At 67.2% G+C, this 17,107-nt stretch carries 18 protein-coding genes and 1 pseudogene; 7 read left to right on the forward strand and 12 right to left on the reverse strand.

What is annotated here, in order from left to right; translation table 11 throughout:
* Positions 1-45 precede the first annotated feature (45 nt).
* Complete coding sequence (locus L3i22_RS18775) at positions 46-933, forward strand: SDR family oxidoreductase (protein ID WP_221328251.1); 888 nt, start codon at positions 46-48, stop codon at positions 931-933.
* A 58-nt stretch (positions 934-991) separates the two neighbouring features.
* Here the strand turns inward: L3i22_RS18775 and L3i22_RS18780 are convergent, their stop codons facing one another.
* From L3i22_RS18780 to L3i22_RS18790, 3 genes are all read right to left on the reverse strand, one after another.
* Complete coding sequence (locus L3i22_RS18780; protein ID WP_221328252.1) at positions 992-1,609, reverse strand: SAM-dependent methyltransferase; 618 nt, start codon at positions 1,607-1,609, stop codon at positions 992-994.
* A 295-nt stretch (positions 1,610-1,904) separates the two neighbouring features.
* Positions 1,905-2,192 (reverse strand): hypothetical protein, encoded by a 288-nt coding sequence (locus L3i22_RS18785; protein ID WP_221328253.1) that lies wholly within the window; start codon positions 2,190-2,192, stop codon positions 1,905-1,907.
* A gap of 229 nt (positions 2,193-2,421) precedes the next feature.
* Positions 2,422-2,664 carry a leucine zipper domain-containing protein gene (locus L3i22_RS18790; protein ID WP_221328254.1) on the reverse strand — a complete coding sequence of 81 codons (243 nt, stop codon included), beginning with the start codon at positions 2,662-2,664 and terminating at the stop codon, positions 2,422-2,424.
* Between the two features lie 383 nt (positions 2,665-3,047).
* On the opposite strand from L3i22_RS18790, the gene L3i22_RS18795 reads away from it, so the two are divergent.
* Positions 3,048-4,226 carry a hypothetical protein gene (locus L3i22_RS18795; protein ID WP_221328255.1) on the forward strand — a complete coding sequence of 393 codons (1,179 nt, stop codon included), beginning with the start codon at positions 3,048-3,050 and terminating at the stop codon, positions 4,224-4,226.
* A 501-nt stretch (positions 4,227-4,727) separates the two neighbouring features.
* Positions 4,728-5,018 carry a hypothetical protein gene (locus tag L3i22_RS53540; protein WP_255658383.1) on the forward strand — a complete coding sequence of 97 codons (291 nt, stop codon included), beginning with the start codon at positions 4,728-4,730 and terminating at the stop codon, positions 5,016-5,018.
* Between the two features lie 24 nt (positions 5,019-5,042).
* Here L3i22_RS53540 and L3i22_RS18805 read toward each other — a convergent pair whose 3' ends face one another.
* Entirely contained in the window at positions 5,043-5,474 is a 432-nt protein-coding gene (locus L3i22_RS18805) for a hypothetical protein (protein WP_221328256.1), read from the reverse strand.
* Positions 5,475-5,606: 132 nt separating this feature from the next.
* On the opposite strand from L3i22_RS18805, the gene L3i22_RS18810 reads away from it, so the two are divergent.
* A complete protein-coding gene (locus L3i22_RS18810) occupies positions 5,607-6,014 on the forward strand; it encodes a hypothetical protein (RefSeq protein ID WP_221328257.1) in 408 nt (135 codons plus the stop codon).
* Between the two features lie 81 nt (positions 6,015-6,095).
* On the opposite strand, the gene L3i22_RS18815 is transcribed toward L3i22_RS18810, so the two are convergent.
* The gene (locus tag L3i22_RS18815) at positions 6,096-7,076 is read right to left on the reverse strand and encodes a WD40 repeat domain-containing protein (RefSeq protein ID WP_221328258.1); all 981 of its coding nucleotides are present in this window, start codon (positions 7,074-7,076) and stop codon (positions 6,096-6,098) included.
* 102 nt (positions 7,077-7,178) lie between these two features.
* Complete coding sequence (locus L3i22_RS18820; RefSeq protein WP_221328259.1) at positions 7,179-7,844, reverse strand: hypothetical protein; 666 nt, start codon at positions 7,842-7,844, stop codon at positions 7,179-7,181.
* Positions 7,845-8,000: 156 nt separating this feature from the next.
* Between L3i22_RS18820 and L3i22_RS18825 the strand changes: the two genes are divergently transcribed.
* Positions 8,001-8,531: a hypothetical protein gene (locus L3i22_RS18825; protein WP_221328260.1), complete on the forward strand. Its 531-nt coding sequence runs from the start codon at positions 8,001-8,003 to the stop codon at positions 8,529-8,531.
* 67 nt (positions 8,532-8,598) lie between these two features.
* Here the strand turns inward: L3i22_RS18825 and L3i22_RS18830 are convergent, their stop codons facing one another.
* On the reverse strand, positions 8,599-9,480 hold the full coding sequence (locus L3i22_RS18830) for a hypothetical protein (protein WP_221328261.1): 882 nt from the start codon (positions 9,478-9,480) through the stop codon (positions 8,599-8,601).
* Entirely contained in the window at positions 9,468-10,061 is a 594-nt protein-coding gene (locus tag L3i22_RS18835) for a hypothetical protein (RefSeq protein ID WP_221328262.1), read from the reverse strand. The genes L3i22_RS18830 and L3i22_RS18835 overlap by 13 nt, the downstream gene beginning before the upstream one ends.
* Positions 10,062-10,241: 180 nt before the next feature.
* On the opposite strand from L3i22_RS18835, the pseudogene L3i22_RS54365 reads away from it, so the two are divergent.
* Positions 10,242-10,386, forward strand: a pseudogene (locus tag L3i22_RS54365) (ClpX C4-type zinc finger protein); the annotation flags it as partial.
* Between the two features lie 279 nt (positions 10,387-10,665).
* Here L3i22_RS54365 and L3i22_RS18845 read toward each other — a convergent pair.
* The 4 genes from L3i22_RS18845 to L3i22_RS18860 all read right to left on the reverse strand — a co-directional run bounded on the left by L3i22_RS18845 (position 10,666) and on the right by L3i22_RS18860 (position 14,779).
* On the reverse strand, positions 10,666-12,084 hold the full coding sequence (locus L3i22_RS18845; protein ID WP_221328264.1) for a Fic family protein: 1,419 nt from the start codon (positions 12,082-12,084) through the stop codon (positions 10,666-10,668).
* A gap of 63 nt (positions 12,085-12,147) precedes the next feature.
* Positions 12,148-12,924 (reverse strand): DUF4097 family beta strand repeat-containing protein, encoded by a 777-nt coding sequence (locus L3i22_RS18850; protein ID WP_221328265.1) that lies wholly within the window; start codon positions 12,922-12,924, stop codon positions 12,148-12,150.
* 5 nt (positions 12,925-12,929) lie between these two features.
* Positions 12,930-13,580 carry a response regulator transcription factor gene (locus tag L3i22_RS18855; protein ID WP_221328266.1) on the reverse strand — a complete coding sequence of 217 codons (651 nt, stop codon included), beginning with the start codon at positions 13,578-13,580 and terminating at the stop codon, positions 12,930-12,932.
* Complete coding sequence (locus tag L3i22_RS18860) at positions 13,568-14,779, reverse strand: histidine kinase (RefSeq protein ID WP_221328267.1); 1,212 nt, start codon at positions 14,777-14,779, stop codon at positions 13,568-13,570. Before L3i22_RS18860 ends, L3i22_RS18855 begins: the two co-directional genes overlap by 13 nt.
* 133 nt (positions 14,780-14,912) lie before the next feature.
* Between L3i22_RS18860 and L3i22_RS18865 the strand changes: the two genes are divergently transcribed.
* Positions 14,913-17,042, forward strand: a complete 2,130-nt coding sequence (locus tag L3i22_RS18865; RefSeq protein ID WP_221328268.1) for an MMPL family transporter — start codon at positions 14,913-14,915, stop codon at positions 17,040-17,042.
* Positions 17,043-17,107: the final 65 nt, after the last annotated feature.

Consider the following 17,107-nt stretch of genomic DNA (forward strand, 5'->3'; position numbering starts at 1 on the left):
GACGTCTCACTTGACATTGTCAGCTGAAAAGCTAGTCTCGTTCATATGACAACGTCAGATGAACAGCTGATCCTGATCACCGGCGCCTCCACCGGCATGGGCGCCGCCACCGCCCGCGAGCTGGCCCGGCGCGGCTACCACGTGCTGGCCGGCGTCCGCCGCCAGGCCGACGCCGACGCGCTGCGCACCACCGGCGTGGAGCCGGTACTGCTCGACATCACCGAGCCGGAGCAGATCGAGGCGATCACCCGCCGCATCGCCGACGACCCGGCGGGCCGCCCGCTGCGCGCCGTGATCAACAACGCCGGGATCGCGGTCAACGCACCCGTCGAGCTGCTGTCCATGCCCGAGTGGCGGCACCAGTTCGAGGTGAACCTCTTCGGGCACATCGCGGTCACCAAGGCCGTGCTGCCCGCCCTGCACGCCAGCTCCGGGCGGGTGGTGAACATCAGCTCGATCGGCGGCAAGGTGGCGATGCCGACCTACGGGGCCTATGCCGGGGCCAAGTTCGCGATGGAGGCGATGAGTGATGCGCTGCGCCGCGAACTCGCCCCGCATGGGGTGCAGGTCGTGGTCGTGGAACCCGGCGGGGTGCGCACCGAGATGACCGGGCGTGGCATCGAGCGGATGAACGAGACCGTCGCCGCGATGACCGCCGTCGAGCGCGGGCGCTACGGCGGGCTGCTGCAGGCGGTCATCAGCCACGCTACGGCGTTCACCAAGTCGGGGCTGTCCGCCGAGGCCGCCGGCCGGATCATCGCCGAGGCCGCGACGGCTCGCCGCCCGCGCACCCGCTACACGATCGGCCGCGACGCCGCCATGCTCACCCGCCTGTCCCGGATCCTCTCCGACCGACTGCTCGACCGGCTGCTGGCCGCCGACCTGCGCCCACACTTCCCGAAGGGACAGCAGGCCACCGCGGTCGCCCACTGAACCACCGATGCCGGCCGCGATGGATGCTCACGTTGCCGAGCAGCGCCTGGCATTCTCGTCACCGGAGGAAGGTGAACCAGTGGCGGCCGGGTTCGAACGGGCGCGGTGCGGTGGCGAGTCGATGGACGCCGACCGACCAGGTCTCGTTCTCCGGGGCGACGAAGGCGACCTCGTCGAAGCCCGCACCCGCGAACCAATCCCGGATGGCGGGCGTGAGGTCGGGTTCGCGGCGGTGGCGGGTCCACACCACTTCGGCTCCGGGGGCGCACAGCTCGGGCGCTGCCTCGATGGTTGCCCGCACGTCGGCGTCGCTGATGTTGCCGAAGATGCCGCAGAGCAGCACCAGGTCGGCGGGGACGGCGTGCGCGTAGACGTCGCTGCGGGCCGCGTCGGCCCGCACGACCTCGATCGCTGACGGCAGGGGCTCGGCGGCTTCCCGGGCTCGGGCTGCCAGGGTGGCGTCGTATTCGACCAGCAGGGCGCTGACCCGAGCGGCGTCCTTGCGCCCGGCCAGAACGCCGAGCAGATCGCGGCCGTCGCCGGCACAGGCGCTGATTACTCGTACCGAATCGGGGTTGGTGTTGGTTAAATGCCTTTCGATCTGGTTTTGGACGGCGGTGAGTCGGCCGGCCAGGCCGGCGTAGGCGTCGTGCCACTGCAACCAGTCGGTGCTCATGAGGAGCTGCTCACCAGCCTTCATCGTCGATCAATAGGACGCCGCTTCACGCATGATGACAGGTCACGAGTCGTGCGAGCATGGGCCGGTGAGCGAGTTGGCGCGGCAGGTTGCGGCGGCCGTCGGCCGGTTGTCGTCCGGCCATGGAGTCGTTCCGTTTGCACAGTTCCGAACGGCTCTCGCTCGGCGTACGTGCCGGCCGGCACCGGGGTAGCGCTTTCCGCTGGTGGGGATGTGACGGTGTAGTGCGCCGGTGGCTCGTGGCGGTCCTGCGTCGGGCTCGGAACGCCGCAGGTCAGTGGAAGGTCCTGACGTGCGCGCCGACTGCCTCCGAGTCGGTGGGGCTGTTGTTCTTTCTCGCCTTTAGCATCCATGCGTGGTCAACAGCCCTGACAGACCCGGCCCAACTGACGGCCAGGTTGAGGTGCCCGATCCGGTGGCGGTACTCCGGAGCACCCAGTGGGCCGCTCTGGAGCATGCTCGGGGCCGTGCCGATGGCGTTGTCACCCTGTTGAGGCAGCTGATCGACGAGGACCCTGACATCCGAACGGCCGCTTTGGAGGTGCTTGAGCTGGTCACCCATCAGAACAGCATCTACTCGGCGACCGCGCCCGTGGCCCTCTATGTCGCCGGGATCCTGGGTGACGCACGGACCGTGCCTGTCATTAAGACCTATCCCGCCTGGCGCGACGAGTCCGGCTGCCTTCGTGTCGTTCTGTTGGACTTTCTCGGCGGCGTGGCGGAGGACGTCGGCGACGAGACAGTAGGAGCTGCAGCCGGAGCCGGCTATCGGATGGAGGACGATCCGGCAGTCACCGCCGGTTTGCTCGTTGTCGGCGTAGGACGGCGTGCACCGTGGAGGCGGCCATGCCGACCTGGTCGGCGATCGGGACTGGGCCCAGGCGGCGTTTGCGGCGCAGGTGCATGATCTTGCGGACCATCGGCGCGGGCATGAGGTTCGGTTGCCGGTGCGGCCGCGACGACCGGTCGGCCATGCCGGCAGCGCCTTCGGCACGGTAACGGGCGGCCCATTTCGCGGCGGTACGCCAGGACACGAAGGCCTCCGGTGCTGATCAGTGGTTTCTCGACAACTCCACTGCAGCGCGGGAGGCCTTCATCGTTCATAAAACCAGGCCATGATCGTCAGATCGAGTGGTCACACTTCCTCGACCAACGTCCCCGGACATCACACCTAGAAGCACGCGCTACTGCCGTTTGCGCGACGGCGGCACGAAGATCAGATGGCGTCTCGTCGCTTCCAATTACGACCGTGACGCCTGCCAGAATGCCCTAATCCCTATCCTCGTCGGCACCACCTGGCGAAAGATCAAATAAGACTTGAATCGAGTTCCACCTGAGGCCAGGAATTCACCCTGGAGCTACTGCTGTTGTTCAACAGTGCCACAATGGAGGTGAGCCTACTGAGGGGTTTTACCGCATGCGGTCGAATATCATCAAACTGGCAATCTATCTTGCCGCCGTAATGGCAATCCTCGTTTTCCTATTTCCGGTTTACGGCGAGTTCGTTAGGATTGACGAGCCGCGACGCTGGGAGGCCGGGGACGGAGTCTACTTGATCGTGCCTGATCCACTCTTGTACTCGCACGTTGAAATGACGTTTGACTATGTTCCTTCCAGCAATAGTGACGCCGATCGAGACCTCTCGGGCGTCGACAATTTGACCATCTCGGTCGGTGGCCTATGGAATAAAGGCGTAACACTTCCGGACCTGCCCCTAGCTTTTTCCGGGCAGGCGGCAAACCTGGTTGACGAGTGTCATGCATCGCTGGGACTTGGGGCGAAGATCGGGCAGCGAGGGAGCCGGACCAACGAAGCTTCGATCGTTGCTGCAGCCTCGGAGGATCCTACTGGCCAAAAGCCGGTTCGCTGGCTCTCCATCAGAGTCGATGATCCGAACTCTGACCCTCTCGTTGCCGGTGCCACTTCGGCAACCTTCGATGCGGTTGTCGAGTGTCCGATCAGAACACATGAAGTATGGCGACAGAGTAGCGGCAAGCTAAATCTCTACGCTCCGCCAGCGCAAGTACTGACCCTCGAGCCAATCGGAATCGGCGAGAGCCGGGCGGTCAAACGCAAGGTGGGCGTTCGCCACTGCGTGAGCGTTAACTACGTCGAGCGCCCGGGCGTCGTTCCGGTTTACCTCTTCCCGCAACGCTTGCAGAAGGAGGAGCGAGACCGGGTATCGTGGCGAAACTGCAAGACGAATAAATTCGCGGAGCGTGAAGATGGCGACTTTGTAGATACGCTCGAGACCGTCCATTCGGTCGGTAGCAACCCCAACGTCAATGTGTATGGGACACAGGCGGTCGCTGTTCGCGTCTCGATAGAGGAGACCGCTCGGCAGGATTGGCTCAATCGGAATCTATTTCTGGCCGGCATCGGTTTGGGCATCGCAGGCAACTTCCTCGCGGAGGCCTTCGGCCTCCTAATCGCGATTGTCGAAGAGATTGCGCCCCCGACATGGAGAAAGCTCCGCGTCCAGGCTTTTGCACTGCGTTCCCGGCTCCACCAGAGCCTTAGCCAAGCGGCCAGGGCATTTCCGCATCGGCTTGGCTCGTTTTGGCGCAGGATTACTAGTCGCAAGAAAGACAAATGACTCTTCCGTCAAACCTTGCTGGATTTAGTCGCGTGCACTCTCGTAGCCGCAGAGCGGGCGCGCCGGTCTACCGGACTCGAACCGGCTCATGCCTCCGCGGGCGAACCCGCCTCTTGGGCAACATGATTGAACATGACGCACCCTTCCCATGTGCCTTTGCCCGGCGCGCGGAAGGACGGTACCGCATGGTGCGACGGGGAGCGCCAGCCCATCTGAGCGGCGTCCTCTTCTGCCGCGATCCGCGCGCAAGAAACTTCTCCAATCCGTAGCTCAGCATAGTCATCGCAGACTTATTGCCTGGCGTTGATCCACCAGGTCACAACGTCGCTTCCTGCCGGGTGCGGCCCCGTTTGCCGGCAGCAGGTGAAGTCATCACTTCTTCGGCGCACTGGGAGAAGGGGTTCCGTGGCAAACGGACAGACCTCATTGGCAACGGACAAGTCGGCTCTGGGACGAATACAGTGATTGAGGTCCTGCGGTGGGTGCCGCTACCGTGGCGTGATGATCGACCTGCAGGTGCGCAGCGAATCTGACCAGATCTTGGCCAGTTCACCAGGATTCGAATGGACCCAAGAGCTCATCGATCTGGATCCTGCGGCGTTTCCGATGCTCGCTGGGCTCTGCGCTTACCTCGATACTGTCTTCAACCAGCGCCAGATCCCCCTCCTGCTGGCAGAGTTGGAGCAGCTCCCGAACGGCCTGATTCCTGAACCCGCTCGTGCCGTGGTCCGCCGGTTCTCGACCGTGGTCATGGAAGGCCAACATCTGTACCTGTGGTTCTGCGGCGACTGATCGGACGCTTCGCTCCGAAGTGCGTCAATCCTGCACGAGCGCGAACCACTGCCCGGAGACCACTTCCCGAAGCGCCCCGGCTTCGGCCAGATAGCGGCACGCCGCAATCACGTCCGTATTCTGCAGCCCGCCATCGTCGGCTTCGCCAAGGAACCATCTAACGCGCCAAGCGTCGAACGCCTCCACCTGGTCGCCCGTCGCCGGATCGACAACCAGATCGACATCGACTTCGCGCCCGTCATCAGCAATCATCCGGCAACCTACACCGTGAACGGCATACTGGATGCCGCCACGGGTCACCCCTTCGCGGGGCAATTCCCGAGCCGACCGAACCGCAGAGAGCAGGGTCGCCACGTCCGCGATCGGCGCTAAATCTTGGAACAGACGTCCTCGAATCTCACGCAGGGCGTCAGCGAATCGCCGAACCTCCCGGATGGCAGCAACATCGTCGATCACATACCTGAGTATGCGAGGTCAACGGATCAGCGCCGGACGCCGCCCAAGAACCCAGCGCTCCTTGACGAAGACCGCGCAGCTATTGATCTGGCTGGCGCTGCTCGGGGATCGAGCTGCGGGCATGATGTTGCGATGCAACCTGTAGTGCTTGACGGATTTTTCCAACTTTGGACGTACGGCGTGGGGCACTCTCAGCTCGTACTTCGCGCGCAGGTGCCCGGGCGCGACGAGGACGAGATCGACGTGCTGTTCGAAGGGGTGCGAGCCATCAAGCTGCGCATGTCGTACAAGGGGCTGGTGATCCGGACGGCCGATGCGTCCACCCGTGCTCGGATGCTGGACTACGCCGGCGTGCCGGAGTTTCTGCGGCAGAGGGAGCTCTGCCTGACCCTGCCGGCGGAGGACGATGGATTCGTTGTCTGCGCCAAGGCCACGGTTCTTACGGGCAAGCGGTCAGGTGATCAGTCCGGTTGGCGCTTGCCGGAGCCGGCCACGGTTCTGCACACATTGACCAGCCCGGATCAGGTACCGACCGAATAGCAGGCGAGCAGTACACATTTCGCATCCGGGTGGCCAGGCTTGACGCCACAGAACGAGCGTAAGGCCGGGTATCCGCGCCGCTTACTGCGGCGGGTTCTGGCCGATGTGTTGTGTAGTGGCCGGTGATCCGGAGGTGGCAGGGGGCGGCGGCGCGGTTGTCTCGACTCGGCAGTCACGGGTGTCCGAGCCGATCACGACGATGTTCTCGCTCGCGGCGAGTGTGGTGCCCGGTTCCGGTGCCCCAAGGGGCGTGCCGGTCAGCGCGTCCCAGCGGTACACCAGGTCAGCCTGGCACGACAGGAGGATCACCGGTCGTCCGCCGGGCAGGTAGGCCGCCACGTCGACCATGTCGGACGGACCGGGGAGCGGCTGTCCGATCGGCTCGCCCGACCACAGGTCCCATCGCGTGACTCCGCTGGTGTGGCTGGCGGCGATGAGGAGGTGGCCGTTTCGATACGGCACGGTGGCCAGCGGAATTCGGCCGCCGTCGGACTCGACGAACAAGGACTCGCCGATCGGCACTCCGGTGACCGCGTCGCTGCGGACGATCCGGCCGCTCTCGTCCGAGGAAATCAATATCGGGCTTCCGGCGCGGGACGTTGCCATGACCAGGTTGTGGACGATGCCGTCATGTCCGGCGCCCGGCCCCAACTGGGCGGAGGGCTCGCCGGTCAGGATGTCCCACCGGCTTATCGCACCACGGCCGCACTGGCCGGCGGCGGCGAGCAGCCGGCCGTGCATGGCCAGCGACCAGTATTGATCGGATCCGAAGTCGTCCGCGTGGGCGAGCGGCTGCCCGGTGGCGATATCCCAGCGCTCGATCCAGCCGTCACCGCATGCGGCCGCCACCAGCCGGCCGTCGGAAAGCCGGCCCGCGGTGAGGCCGTTCAGGCCGGCTGTCGTCAACTCGGGGTGCTGGCTGAGCAGCTTGCCGGTGCTGACATCCCAGGCGGCGATCGGACCATTGTCGGTGGTGCCGGCCACCAGCACGGGAGGTCCGCAGGCATCGGTCACGAGGGCCATCGGCCACCAGGGCCGCAACGCCTCACCGCCGATGATCATGGGCGCATCGTACGGCTTCAACCGCGTGTCGCCCGGACGGTTGGCCTCGCGCGCGAGTGCTGGCCCAGCTCACCGTAGGATCGGGTCCCACCTCTCGAACGCCTACCCACGTTCCCGTGGATAGCCGATCTCGGCCAGGTCTTCGGCCAGATCGGCGAGCCTGGCGTCGGGGTTCAGGCGTTGCACCAGCTCGTCGGTGAGCGGGCTCAGTGCGAAGATCTCAGCGATGGCGTCGCCGTGGACCGCGGTCTCGTAGTAGTCCTCCGCGAAGCTCTGGTAGGCCAGGCCGGTTCCGTCGAGCAGGGTCTCGAACAGCCAGTTGGCTCCGTCGGGATCATCGCCGTCGGGCAGCACGACATCGCCGGCGTGCCAGTGGTCGTCACCGTGCTGGCGCCACAGGCAAACCGTGGCCTCCAAGACGCCGCCTTTGTGGCTGAAGGCGGGTTCGTTGAGGCTGCCGGCGAACACGTCCGGGACGGTCGCGACCAGTCCGGGCCACACCTGCCCGCTGCGGTAGGGGGTCATCACCGATTCGTGGTCGAAGCCCCGGATGAACGCTCCGGCCGGCGAGAACACGATCGAGTAGGCGTCACCGGAACCGTTCCTCATCGAGGCCATCTCCTCCTCCGGCCCCCATCGGGAGTCGAAGGAGAAGTACCGCGGTTCCCAGTCCGGGCTCATGATCGCGTCGAGTGTTGCCAGCGCTTGAGATCGCCGTCGCAGCGTCGCGATGTCCGGCAGGGCAAGCACTACCTGGTGAACTGACACCTGAACATCTAACCCCTTTGCTCAGACTCGCCATGATCCGGTTAAGCCGATCTTGCGCGCGGATCTGGAAGCGCCCCCGTAACCAGTGATCGCAGGACAGGTCACGGCCATTAGTTGGCAGAGGTGGTCCGTCTGCGACTGCTCTACGATGCCGTGGTGAACGGGCACGACGCGGAGCGGTACTGGGATCCGATGCCGCACCTCGACGCGCGGCTTGACCTGGCGGCCACGTTCCGGGGCAGGTGGCACGAGCGCAACTGGCGCAACGTTCCGGGACCGGTGTACGGCGCCGAGACCGACAACTGCTGGGTCGGCCGGCTGCATGCGCCGCGGCACGTGCTCTACGGCGACGACAATGACTACGGGCAAGAGTTTCTCTATCGCCAGCCAAACAGCATCGACGAACTGCGCGCGGTGGTCGACGCGGTGCAGGCGGATCCCGTTGCCGGCTGGGCCTGCGACGGTGACGATCATTGGACACCGGCCCTGGTGCGTCAGTGGTGGCGCGACCGCAGCCGGCTGCGGGATTGGATCACGGCAGAACTCGGCCGATGCTCTGTCTCGGACCGCGCCGATGAACGCGAAGTCGCGACCGGTCTCGCCGACTACCTCGCCTACCTGGACGGTGACCTGGAAGGTCATCTGTGGGCGTACTGCGAATTCCTCGACCACCGAGCCGGCCGGTGACCTACGGCGATTCGGATGCGGGCGCGACACCGTGACGTGCGGTTTGCTGTGGGAGGCCGTGGCGAGGTCAGAACTCGCGCCATTGGTCGAACAACTCGTCGGCGTGGTTGGTGGAGAGCTCGGCGCGGATGGCGAGGCCGGCAAAGGCGTCGCCGGCCTCTTCGCGACGCAAGGTGTCGATCAGTTCGTACCGCTGATCGATGCGGTTGAGCTGCGAGACGAAGTTGCGCAGGATCAACTCGGCGGCAGCGGTGCGATCCGGCGCGTCATTGGGCAGGGCGTCGATTGAGCGTACGGCCGCCGCGTACGCCTTGCAGGCGGCTGCGCCGGCGCGCGGATCGTCGTCGGCCCAGTCACGAAACGGGTTGGTGAGGTTGGCGGCCAGCCAGGTGTCGTTCTTGGCTCCCGTGATGCTCACGTGGACGGCGACGCGCCGGTAGCGGGCCTTGACGGCGGTCGCCGCCGTGCGGCGCAGGCCGTCGATGGTCAACGCGGTCAGCGCGGGCAAGTCCGGCAGCGTGCCGGCGTCGAGACCGTACGCGTCGGTCAGAGTGAGGTGGGCCAGGTGGGGCAACCCGCTCAGTGCCGCGGCGTCACGGAGGTCGCCGGGTGCGTCGCGCCAGGCCAACCACAGCGACTCCAGCTGCCGCAGACCGGACAGCGGTGCGGCGCTGATCGTTCCCTTGCCGACATAGCGCAGGTCGCGCAGCCGGTCGAGCCCGGACGGCAGGCTGCCGCCGGGTTCGTCACTGGTGACCGTCAGTCTCAGCCGCGCGCCCTGGCCGGTGACGGAGACCGTTTCGACTCTAGCGCCGGCCATCAGGTGCAGGGAGGCCAGGCCGGCGGGCAGGTGCAGCACACCGACGGGCCCGTCGACGGCCAAGCTGGTCAGGCCGGTACCACGCAGGTCCAGGCCGGAGGTGGCGTCGGTCCATGTCAGGTCCTGCACGATCGGGTGATCGCGAGTGCGGCGACCAGCCCGCGGTCGGGGCCTGACCAGGTGAGCGAGGTGCAGCACGCCAGCTGGTCCAGCGCCGACCAGCGCACGGGTCCGACCGGTGGTGGACTGACACGGCCCGTGCCGGTCAGATCCAGTCGCCCGATCGCCGCTCCGAGGGTCACCGGGCCGGCGCCGAAGTCGACGTCGATCTGGCCGCGGGTCGCTGCCGCCCGGTACGCCTGTTTCGCCGCAGCGGGTAGATCGCGATCCCAGCGCCGCTGCGCGGCGATCTGGACTGGCAACCACTCCCACCCCGAGTAGCTGTTGCTTGTGCCCGACATCGCCGTGGGGACCGGCAGCCGGCCGAGCCAGGTCCAGCCAGGCGGAGGCGGCTGCTCGCTGCCGATGCTGATTCGCGCCAGCCCGTTCTGGTGGCCGTGATGATCCAGAATCAGCGGCGGCGTATCGGCAAGCTGCCCCAGCCCGGGCAGGTCGTCCGACTCCCACGCCAACGCGTGAACCGTGATCGCGTCCTTGTCGATCCCGGAGACTTGGCAAGCGCCGTATCCGCCTACCGGCACCGGTATCACCGCGACATCTCCGACCGCAGGCGCTGCCCTCATCACCTGGGGAGGTTAGCCCGCAACTATGCAGCCTGGGGGGCCGGCAACCCAGCGGCCGACTCACGACGCTGGGCCTGCCGACATCGTCAGGGGTAGCCTGACAAATGTCAGGTGCGGCCTGACAGTTCGCTGCCGTTGGGAGACGACATGTCGAGCGAAACCAGTGGCGCCGCGACGGCCGTCCAGTTGTGCTGCTCCTTCTGTGCCAAGCCGAGCTCGGAAGTGGAGAAGATGATTGCCGGGCCGGGCGTGTACATCTGCAACGAGTGCGTCGATCTGTGCAATGACGTCCTCCGATCGGATGGGGACGACCCGCTCGAATCGGGCGAGCGTATGTCAGCCCGGGAGAACGGGATGTCCGATGAGCAGATCCTCGAACAGCTTCCGCGCCTCTTGACGGTCGGAGTTCAGACCGAGGCGAGCCTCCAAAGGCTGGTCAACATCTTGCGTGAGCGAAGGGTGACCTGGGCGCGCATCGGCACCGCCCTGGGGATCACCAGGCAATCGGCGTGGGAGCGATTCTCAGGTGATGAGTGACTGCCCGGTTCCGCTGTGCGCGGCTGTGTGATCGTTATTGGCGGGTTTGTTTGATGAGTAGGGCTACGAATCGGGCCAGGGCTTCGGCGGCGCGGGGGTCGGCGGCCGGCCAGCGGGTCATCAGCAGGGGTGCGGCTCGGGACAGGATTATGTCCTCGCGGGCCAGGACGAAGTAGAGCGCGAGCGCTGCTGATCGTGCGTTGCCGTCGGCGAACGGGTGGAAGTGCAGCACGTCGAGGTAGACCCGGGCGGCTCGTGACGGCAGTGGTACGGCCGGGTCGGTGGCCTCGGTGAGGCATGCGTCGAACACCTCCGGCAGGTAGGCGCTGTAGGCGTACCGTTCCTGGCCGGCCCTCGACCAGGCGGACGTGGTGCGGAACCAGGCGTTGGCCACGTCGAGCACCTCGCGTTGCCACGCCTCGAGGCGCTCGAACGTGAGGGGGCCGCCCTCGGCCGCGTCCGCGCGCACCAGATCGAGCGCGGCGAGAATGCGGGCGGCGGGGTACTTCTGTCGGGACAGGTGCTCGGCGATGCCGTCGCGTGCGGTGCGTGCCGGGCCGGTGACGTGTTCGGTGGCGTGCTCCCAGCGGGCGGCCTGCCGGATCCGCCGCCAGGACGCGAGAGTGTCGGGGATCGCTGGTGAATAGACCCGGGGCACCCGCGTGGCGGTGGGCAGTTCGGTGCTGCGCCAGCTCGGCCAGTCCTGGGGCCAGGTGTCGGGCCACACGTCGTCGGGTTGCGGCGTGATGCCGGTCAACGTCGCCGCCAGGGATTCCGCGGCGTCGGCGACCTCGGCGCCCAGCGGGGAGACCGAGCTCGAGAACCGTCCGCCGATCGCGGTGTCGATGAGCGCCTCGTGGTTCTCGCCCGGTACCTCGGCGACGGTGAGGAACCAGGTGAGGGCCAGGGCGCAGATGGAATACCAGTCCTCGTCGTCACCGGAGCGCGCGGCCACGGTCGCGACCAGGGAAGCTGTCGTGGCTTCCCAGGCGGCCGCCGCCGCGCGGGGCTCGGCCGGCAGCGGCAGGTGCACGGTGAAGAGTTCGGCCAGGTCGTCGAGGAAGGTCCGCCAGTCCAGCAGCGCCCCGGCGACGGCGTCGAGCGTCTCCTCCGGCGTGGCGATCGAATCACGAGCGCCGTGCCAGCGCAGCACCAGCACACCGTCCGTTGTGCGGCCGGGCATCTGGGCGCTCCAGCCGCAGGCCCAGGCGCCGTAGTGCTCGACGAGGGCGACGGTCATCGCCTGCTGCCAGTTCCAGCGCGCGGTCTCCGCCGCGTGGTCGAAGACCTGGTCGCGGACGTACCGGTAAGGCGCCGGCACGCCGCCGGCCGGGGCCACCGCTCGCACCACGTCGAGCACCGTGCCCGGATCGAACGGGTGCCGGTCCGGGTCGACGTCCGACCAGGTGAGTGCCTTCAATCGCAGCTGTGGATCGTCGTAGTCGATCGTCATCGGCGGCCATCGTGCCACGATGGCCGCCGGCCGGGCGACCCTGTTATCGCGCGGCTGGACCGTTCAGGGTTGCGCGTATCCCACGCGGGTGTCGCCGGAGCGGGCGTCCGCGGTGATGCTTCTCGGGGCGGCCGCGTCCTGGGTCACGTCGATCGACCTGCTTCCCGAGAGGGTGCTGCCCTGCACGCGGTAGGCGTCGGCGGGCGGCACCGAGATGCTCAGATCACCCGAGGTCGTGCTTGCCCGTACCGAGTCGGGAGCTGTGGAGAACGACAGCCGCACGTTTCCCGACTTCGCTGTGACGGTCGCGTTGGGCGCGTCCAGGCGCAGCGCCACGACGGCTCCGGACGTGGCCTGCGCGCTGAGGTCGCCCTGACCATCTCGTACGTCGATGTCTCCGGAAGTTGTTTGAAAGGTCTTGGTGCCGTTGTTGCCGCGGGACGCGATCGCACCGGATCGGACGGTCGCGTTGATCGTGACGCCGGCCGGCACCGTGACCTCGTAGTGGATCCGGCAGCCGGGCAGCCGCAGGTGGTCGCCGCATGATGCGCTCAGTGTCACCGCGTCGGCTGATCCGCGGTCGTTCGTGACGGGCTTGTCGTAGGCCCAGGTCAGGGTCCGCTTCACGAGGATCCGGTGGTCCGTGGCGGCCAGAAACGTCACGTCGCCGTTGCTGAGGTCCAGGTCGACATGTCGCACCGGTTGGTCGAAGCTCTGTTGCTCGACCAGCGTCCGTTCTCCGAACCAGCCCCAGAGGTAGACGCTGGCCAGGATCACCATCACCACGGTCAGAGCGCTTCCGGCGCCGACCCACAGGTTGCGCCTTTGCCGGCCGTTCACCGTGGCTACCTCATCCCTGCGCGAAGGTACTTGAGCACGGCCAGCACCCGTCGGTGGCCGCTTTCCGCAGCCGACAGGCCCAGCTTGGTGAAGATGCTGCTCACGTGCTTGGCCACGGCGCTCTCGCTGACCACCAGGCGCTGCGCCACGCCGGCGTTCGACTTGCCCTCGGCCATCAGGCTCAGCACGGCCGCCTCCCGGGCGGTGAGCAGAGCCAGCGGGTCGCCGCGGTGGCGCACCAGCAGCTGCGAGACGACCTCGGGGTCGAACGCGGTGCCGCCGTCGGCGACCCGCCGGGCGGTCAGCAGAAAGTCGTCGACGTCGGCGACCCGGTCCTTGAGCAGGTAGCCGACGCCGGTGGTGTCGCCGGAGAGCAGCTCGGTGGCGTAGCGCTCCTCGACGTACTGCGACAGCACGAGGACCGCGATTCCCGGCTTGCGCTCGCGCAACGTCAAGGCGGCCCGCAAACCCTCATCAGAAAAACCAGGCGGCATCCGTACGTCGGTGATCACCAGGTCGAGTTGGTGATCGTCGGCCACCCGGTGCAGTTGTTCGGCGTCGCCCACCGCGGCCACCACGTCGAATCCGGCCCCGCGCAACAGCCGGACCAGGCCCTCGCGGAGCAGGACCGAGTCCTCGGCGATCACGATCCGCACGGCAGCTCCACCTCGACGGTCGTGCCACGGCCTGAAGCGCTGTCGATGCGCAGGGTCCCGTCGACGGCCTGCACGCGGGCGCCGAGTCCGCGCAGGCCGGTGCCGTTCGCGCTGTCGGCCCCGCCCCGGCCGTCATCCGAGACGGTGATCAACAGCTGGCCGGCCACCAGCCGGACCCGCAGCGCGATGCGGCTGGCCTCGGCGTGCTTGGCGGCATTCGCCAGCAGCTCGCAGATCACGAAGTACGCGACGGTTTCGATGCTCGGGTCGATGCGGGTGGGCAGCTCGGCCGTGACCCGCACCGGCACCGGTGATCTGGCCGCGAGGCCCGACAGCGCGGCGTCGAGGCCGCGGTCGTCGAGCACCGCCGGATGCAGTCCACGCACGAGCGCCCGGATCTCGGCCGACGCGCTCTTGGCCAGTTCGTGGGCGTCGACGACCAGGTCACGAATCTCCGCCGGCCCGTCGCGCAGGGCGCTGCGGGCCATGCCCAGGTTCAGGGCGAGCGCGGTCAGCTGCAGTTGGGCGCCGTCGTGCAGGTCGCGTTCGATGCGCCGCCGTTCCGCTTCGGCTGCCGCCACCGCCGCGGCCCGGCTCTGCGACAGGGCGACGACCTGCCGCTTGAGCTGCTCGGCGGGGGAGCGGCCCAGCAGCCGGCGGGCCAGCCGGACGTCGACCGCCGCGCAGGCCGCCGCGACCAGCGGGGCGGCGAGCAGCGCGGCGACCCCACCGAGGACGGCGAGCAGCCGGATCCGGCCGTCCACGGCGAGGCCGAAGAAGGTGAATCCGGCCGGCCCGGTGACGCCGACCAGCAAAGATGTCAAGCCCACCGCGGCGGGCACGAGCACCGGGATCAGCAGCAGCGGGCCGAGTAAACCCTCGACCAGGTGGTAGCCGAGGTGCCGCCAGGTGGTGCCACTGCGCAGCCGCGGCTTCTCCGGTGGGCCGGGGTCGGGGATGTCGACGCCGAGCAGCACGTGCAGCCGGGTGCGGTGCAGACGGGCCATTGTGGTGGAGAGATCCGACGTCCATCGCAGCAGCGCCAGGCTGGGCCAGACCGTGGGCGCGAGGACGATGCCGAGCGTGGCGAGGGCGACGACCAGCACGCAACCGACGGCGCCGGTCACCGCGCCGATCGCCACGGCGGCCATGGCGCTCAGCCCCGTGCGCCAGGTGGTCGACACCCGCTGCAAGCTCACTCGATCGACGCTAGTGAGGATGGCGGTGCCGGCACCATGAAGCCTGCACCACCATCGAGCTGTACCCAGCACTACCCCAAGTCGGGTCTGTACGTGACTGACTCACCGGCCGGCCGCGCCGAGGATTTGCCGCATGCTTTCTCGAGTCGGACACTTCTGCTTCCGCCGCCGCTGGATCGTGCTGATCGGCTGGCTCATCGTCATCATCTCGGGCGGCCTGGCCATCGGGCCGGTGCTGTCGTCGCTGGCGGCCAACCGGCCGTCGCAGGGCATGGAATCGAACAACGGCCGGCAGGTGCTGGCCGCCGAGGGGGACTCCTACAACCGGCTCTACGTTGTGGTGGACGGCATTCGGGGTGATGAGAGCCGGGCCCGGCAGGCGGTCTCGTCAGCGGCGGCCGACCTGCACGACATTCCGGGAATCGTCCGCGTCGATGCGCCGGTGTCGTCGAAGGACGGCGACGGGCTCGAAGTCACCGTCACCATGGCGAAACTCGACCGGGGCGCGAAGAAGGCGACGCTGACGGCGGCTTCCGAACGGGTCAACCGTATTGCTGACGACGTACCCGGAAGCAAGGTTTTGATCGGGGGTGATGAGCCTCAGGCGAAGGAGACGAATTCTCGGTCGCAGGGTGATCTGCTGCGCGCCGAGGTTCTTGCTCTGCCGGTCACGCTGATTCTGCTGGTCGTGGTCTTCGGGGGTCTCGTCGCGGCGTTGCTGCCGCTCACCGCGGCGATCGGGGCGATCACCGGGTCGTTTCTCGGGGTCATGGTTTTTCTGCGGTTCGTTCCGATGGACAGCACCGTGATGAATGTCGTGATGGTCATCGGTCTGGGGCTGTCGATCGACTACGGGCTGCTGCTGATCGCCCGGTTCCGTGACGAATTGGCCGGCGGGCATCCTGCGGACCTGGCGATTCGGCGCACCTGGGCGTCGGCCGGGCGGACCATTGTGTTCTCCGGGCTGACGGTCATGGCGGCGCTGGCCGGGATGCTCGCGTTCGACATTCCGCGGCTGCAGACGATGGGGGCCGCGGGGATTTCCGCGACGTTGATCGCGATGCTTGCGGCGCTTTCGCTGCCGGCGGCGCTGATCGGGGTGTTCGGGCGGTTCGTCAGGCCGTCGCCGCGGGCCGTCGCCAGGCTGCGGCGGCGGGAGAACAATCTGCACAACGGCTTTTTCTACGGGCTGGCTCGGTTTGTTCAGAAGTGGGCTCGCCTGGTGGCGCTTGTTGCGATTCTCGTTCTTGTCGTGGCCTGTCTTCCGCTGTTGGGGGCGCGGTCGAGGCTGCCGCAGCTCGACGGACTTCCGCAGGACATGCGGAGTGTGCAGGCGGCTCGGGTGCTTTCCGCTGAGTATCAGATCGAGGTGCAACCCGCGGTTTTTGTCCTGGCTCGCAGTGCGCCCGGCGACTTGGACGCCTGGGCTGCTCGGCTGGCGACCGTGTCGGGAGTGACTGCGATCGGCGTGGCCCGGCAGGTGGGGCCTGGGCTGTCCACGATCTCGTTCCGGGTCGCGGGGGAGGCCCAGGGGGCGAACGCGCAGTCCTTGGTGCACGAGATCAAGGCCGAGCGGCCGCCGGGTGGGCAGTCCTGGGTGATGGGTGATGCTGCTGTGCTGCTCGATCTCAACGAGAAGGTGCGGCAGGGGCTGCCCTGGATGATCCTGGTGATGCTTGTGTCGATGGTTGTGCTGCTGTTCCTCATGACCGGGTCGGTGGTTGCGCCGGTCAAGGCGATTCTGGCGAATCTGCTTTCGATCGGGGCGACGTTCGGTGTCCTGGTGGCGGTCGTTCAGTTCGGTTGGTTGGCGGGGCCGTTGGGGACACTCACGCTTGGCGGGATTTCGCCGTACACCATTGTGGTGGTTTTTGCCTTTGCCTTTGGGTTTTCGATGGATTACGAGATCTTTTTGCTCTCGCGGATCAAGGAATTCGTGGACGACGGGCATGACACCGAGTCGGCGGTGCGGCTCGGGCTGCAGCGGTCCGGGTCGATCATTACCTCGGCTGCGTTGCTTATGCTTGTGGTTTTCGCTGGGTTTGCCAGTGCTCAGCTTGCTGATATCGAGGAGTTGGGGATTGGTTTGTTCGTGGCGGTTGCCGTGGACAGCACCCTTATTCGGTGTGTGCTCGTGCCGGCGGTGATGACGCTGCTCGGCCGGTGGAACTGGTGGGCGCCGCGGCCGCTGCGGCGGCTGCACGACCGGTATGGAGTGACTGAGCAGGTCGGGAGTCCCCGGGATCTGGCAGCCGCGAGGTGAGCCGGCCAGCCATCGCCGCAGGGTTGAAAGCACTGATCGTTACAGGGCCGGCCAAACCACCTGCT

The sequence above is a fragment of the Actinoplanes sp. L3-i22 genome, from assembly GCF_019704555.1.
Taxonomy (GTDB): Bacteria; Actinomycetota; Actinomycetes; order Mycobacteriales; family Micromonosporaceae; genus Actinoplanes.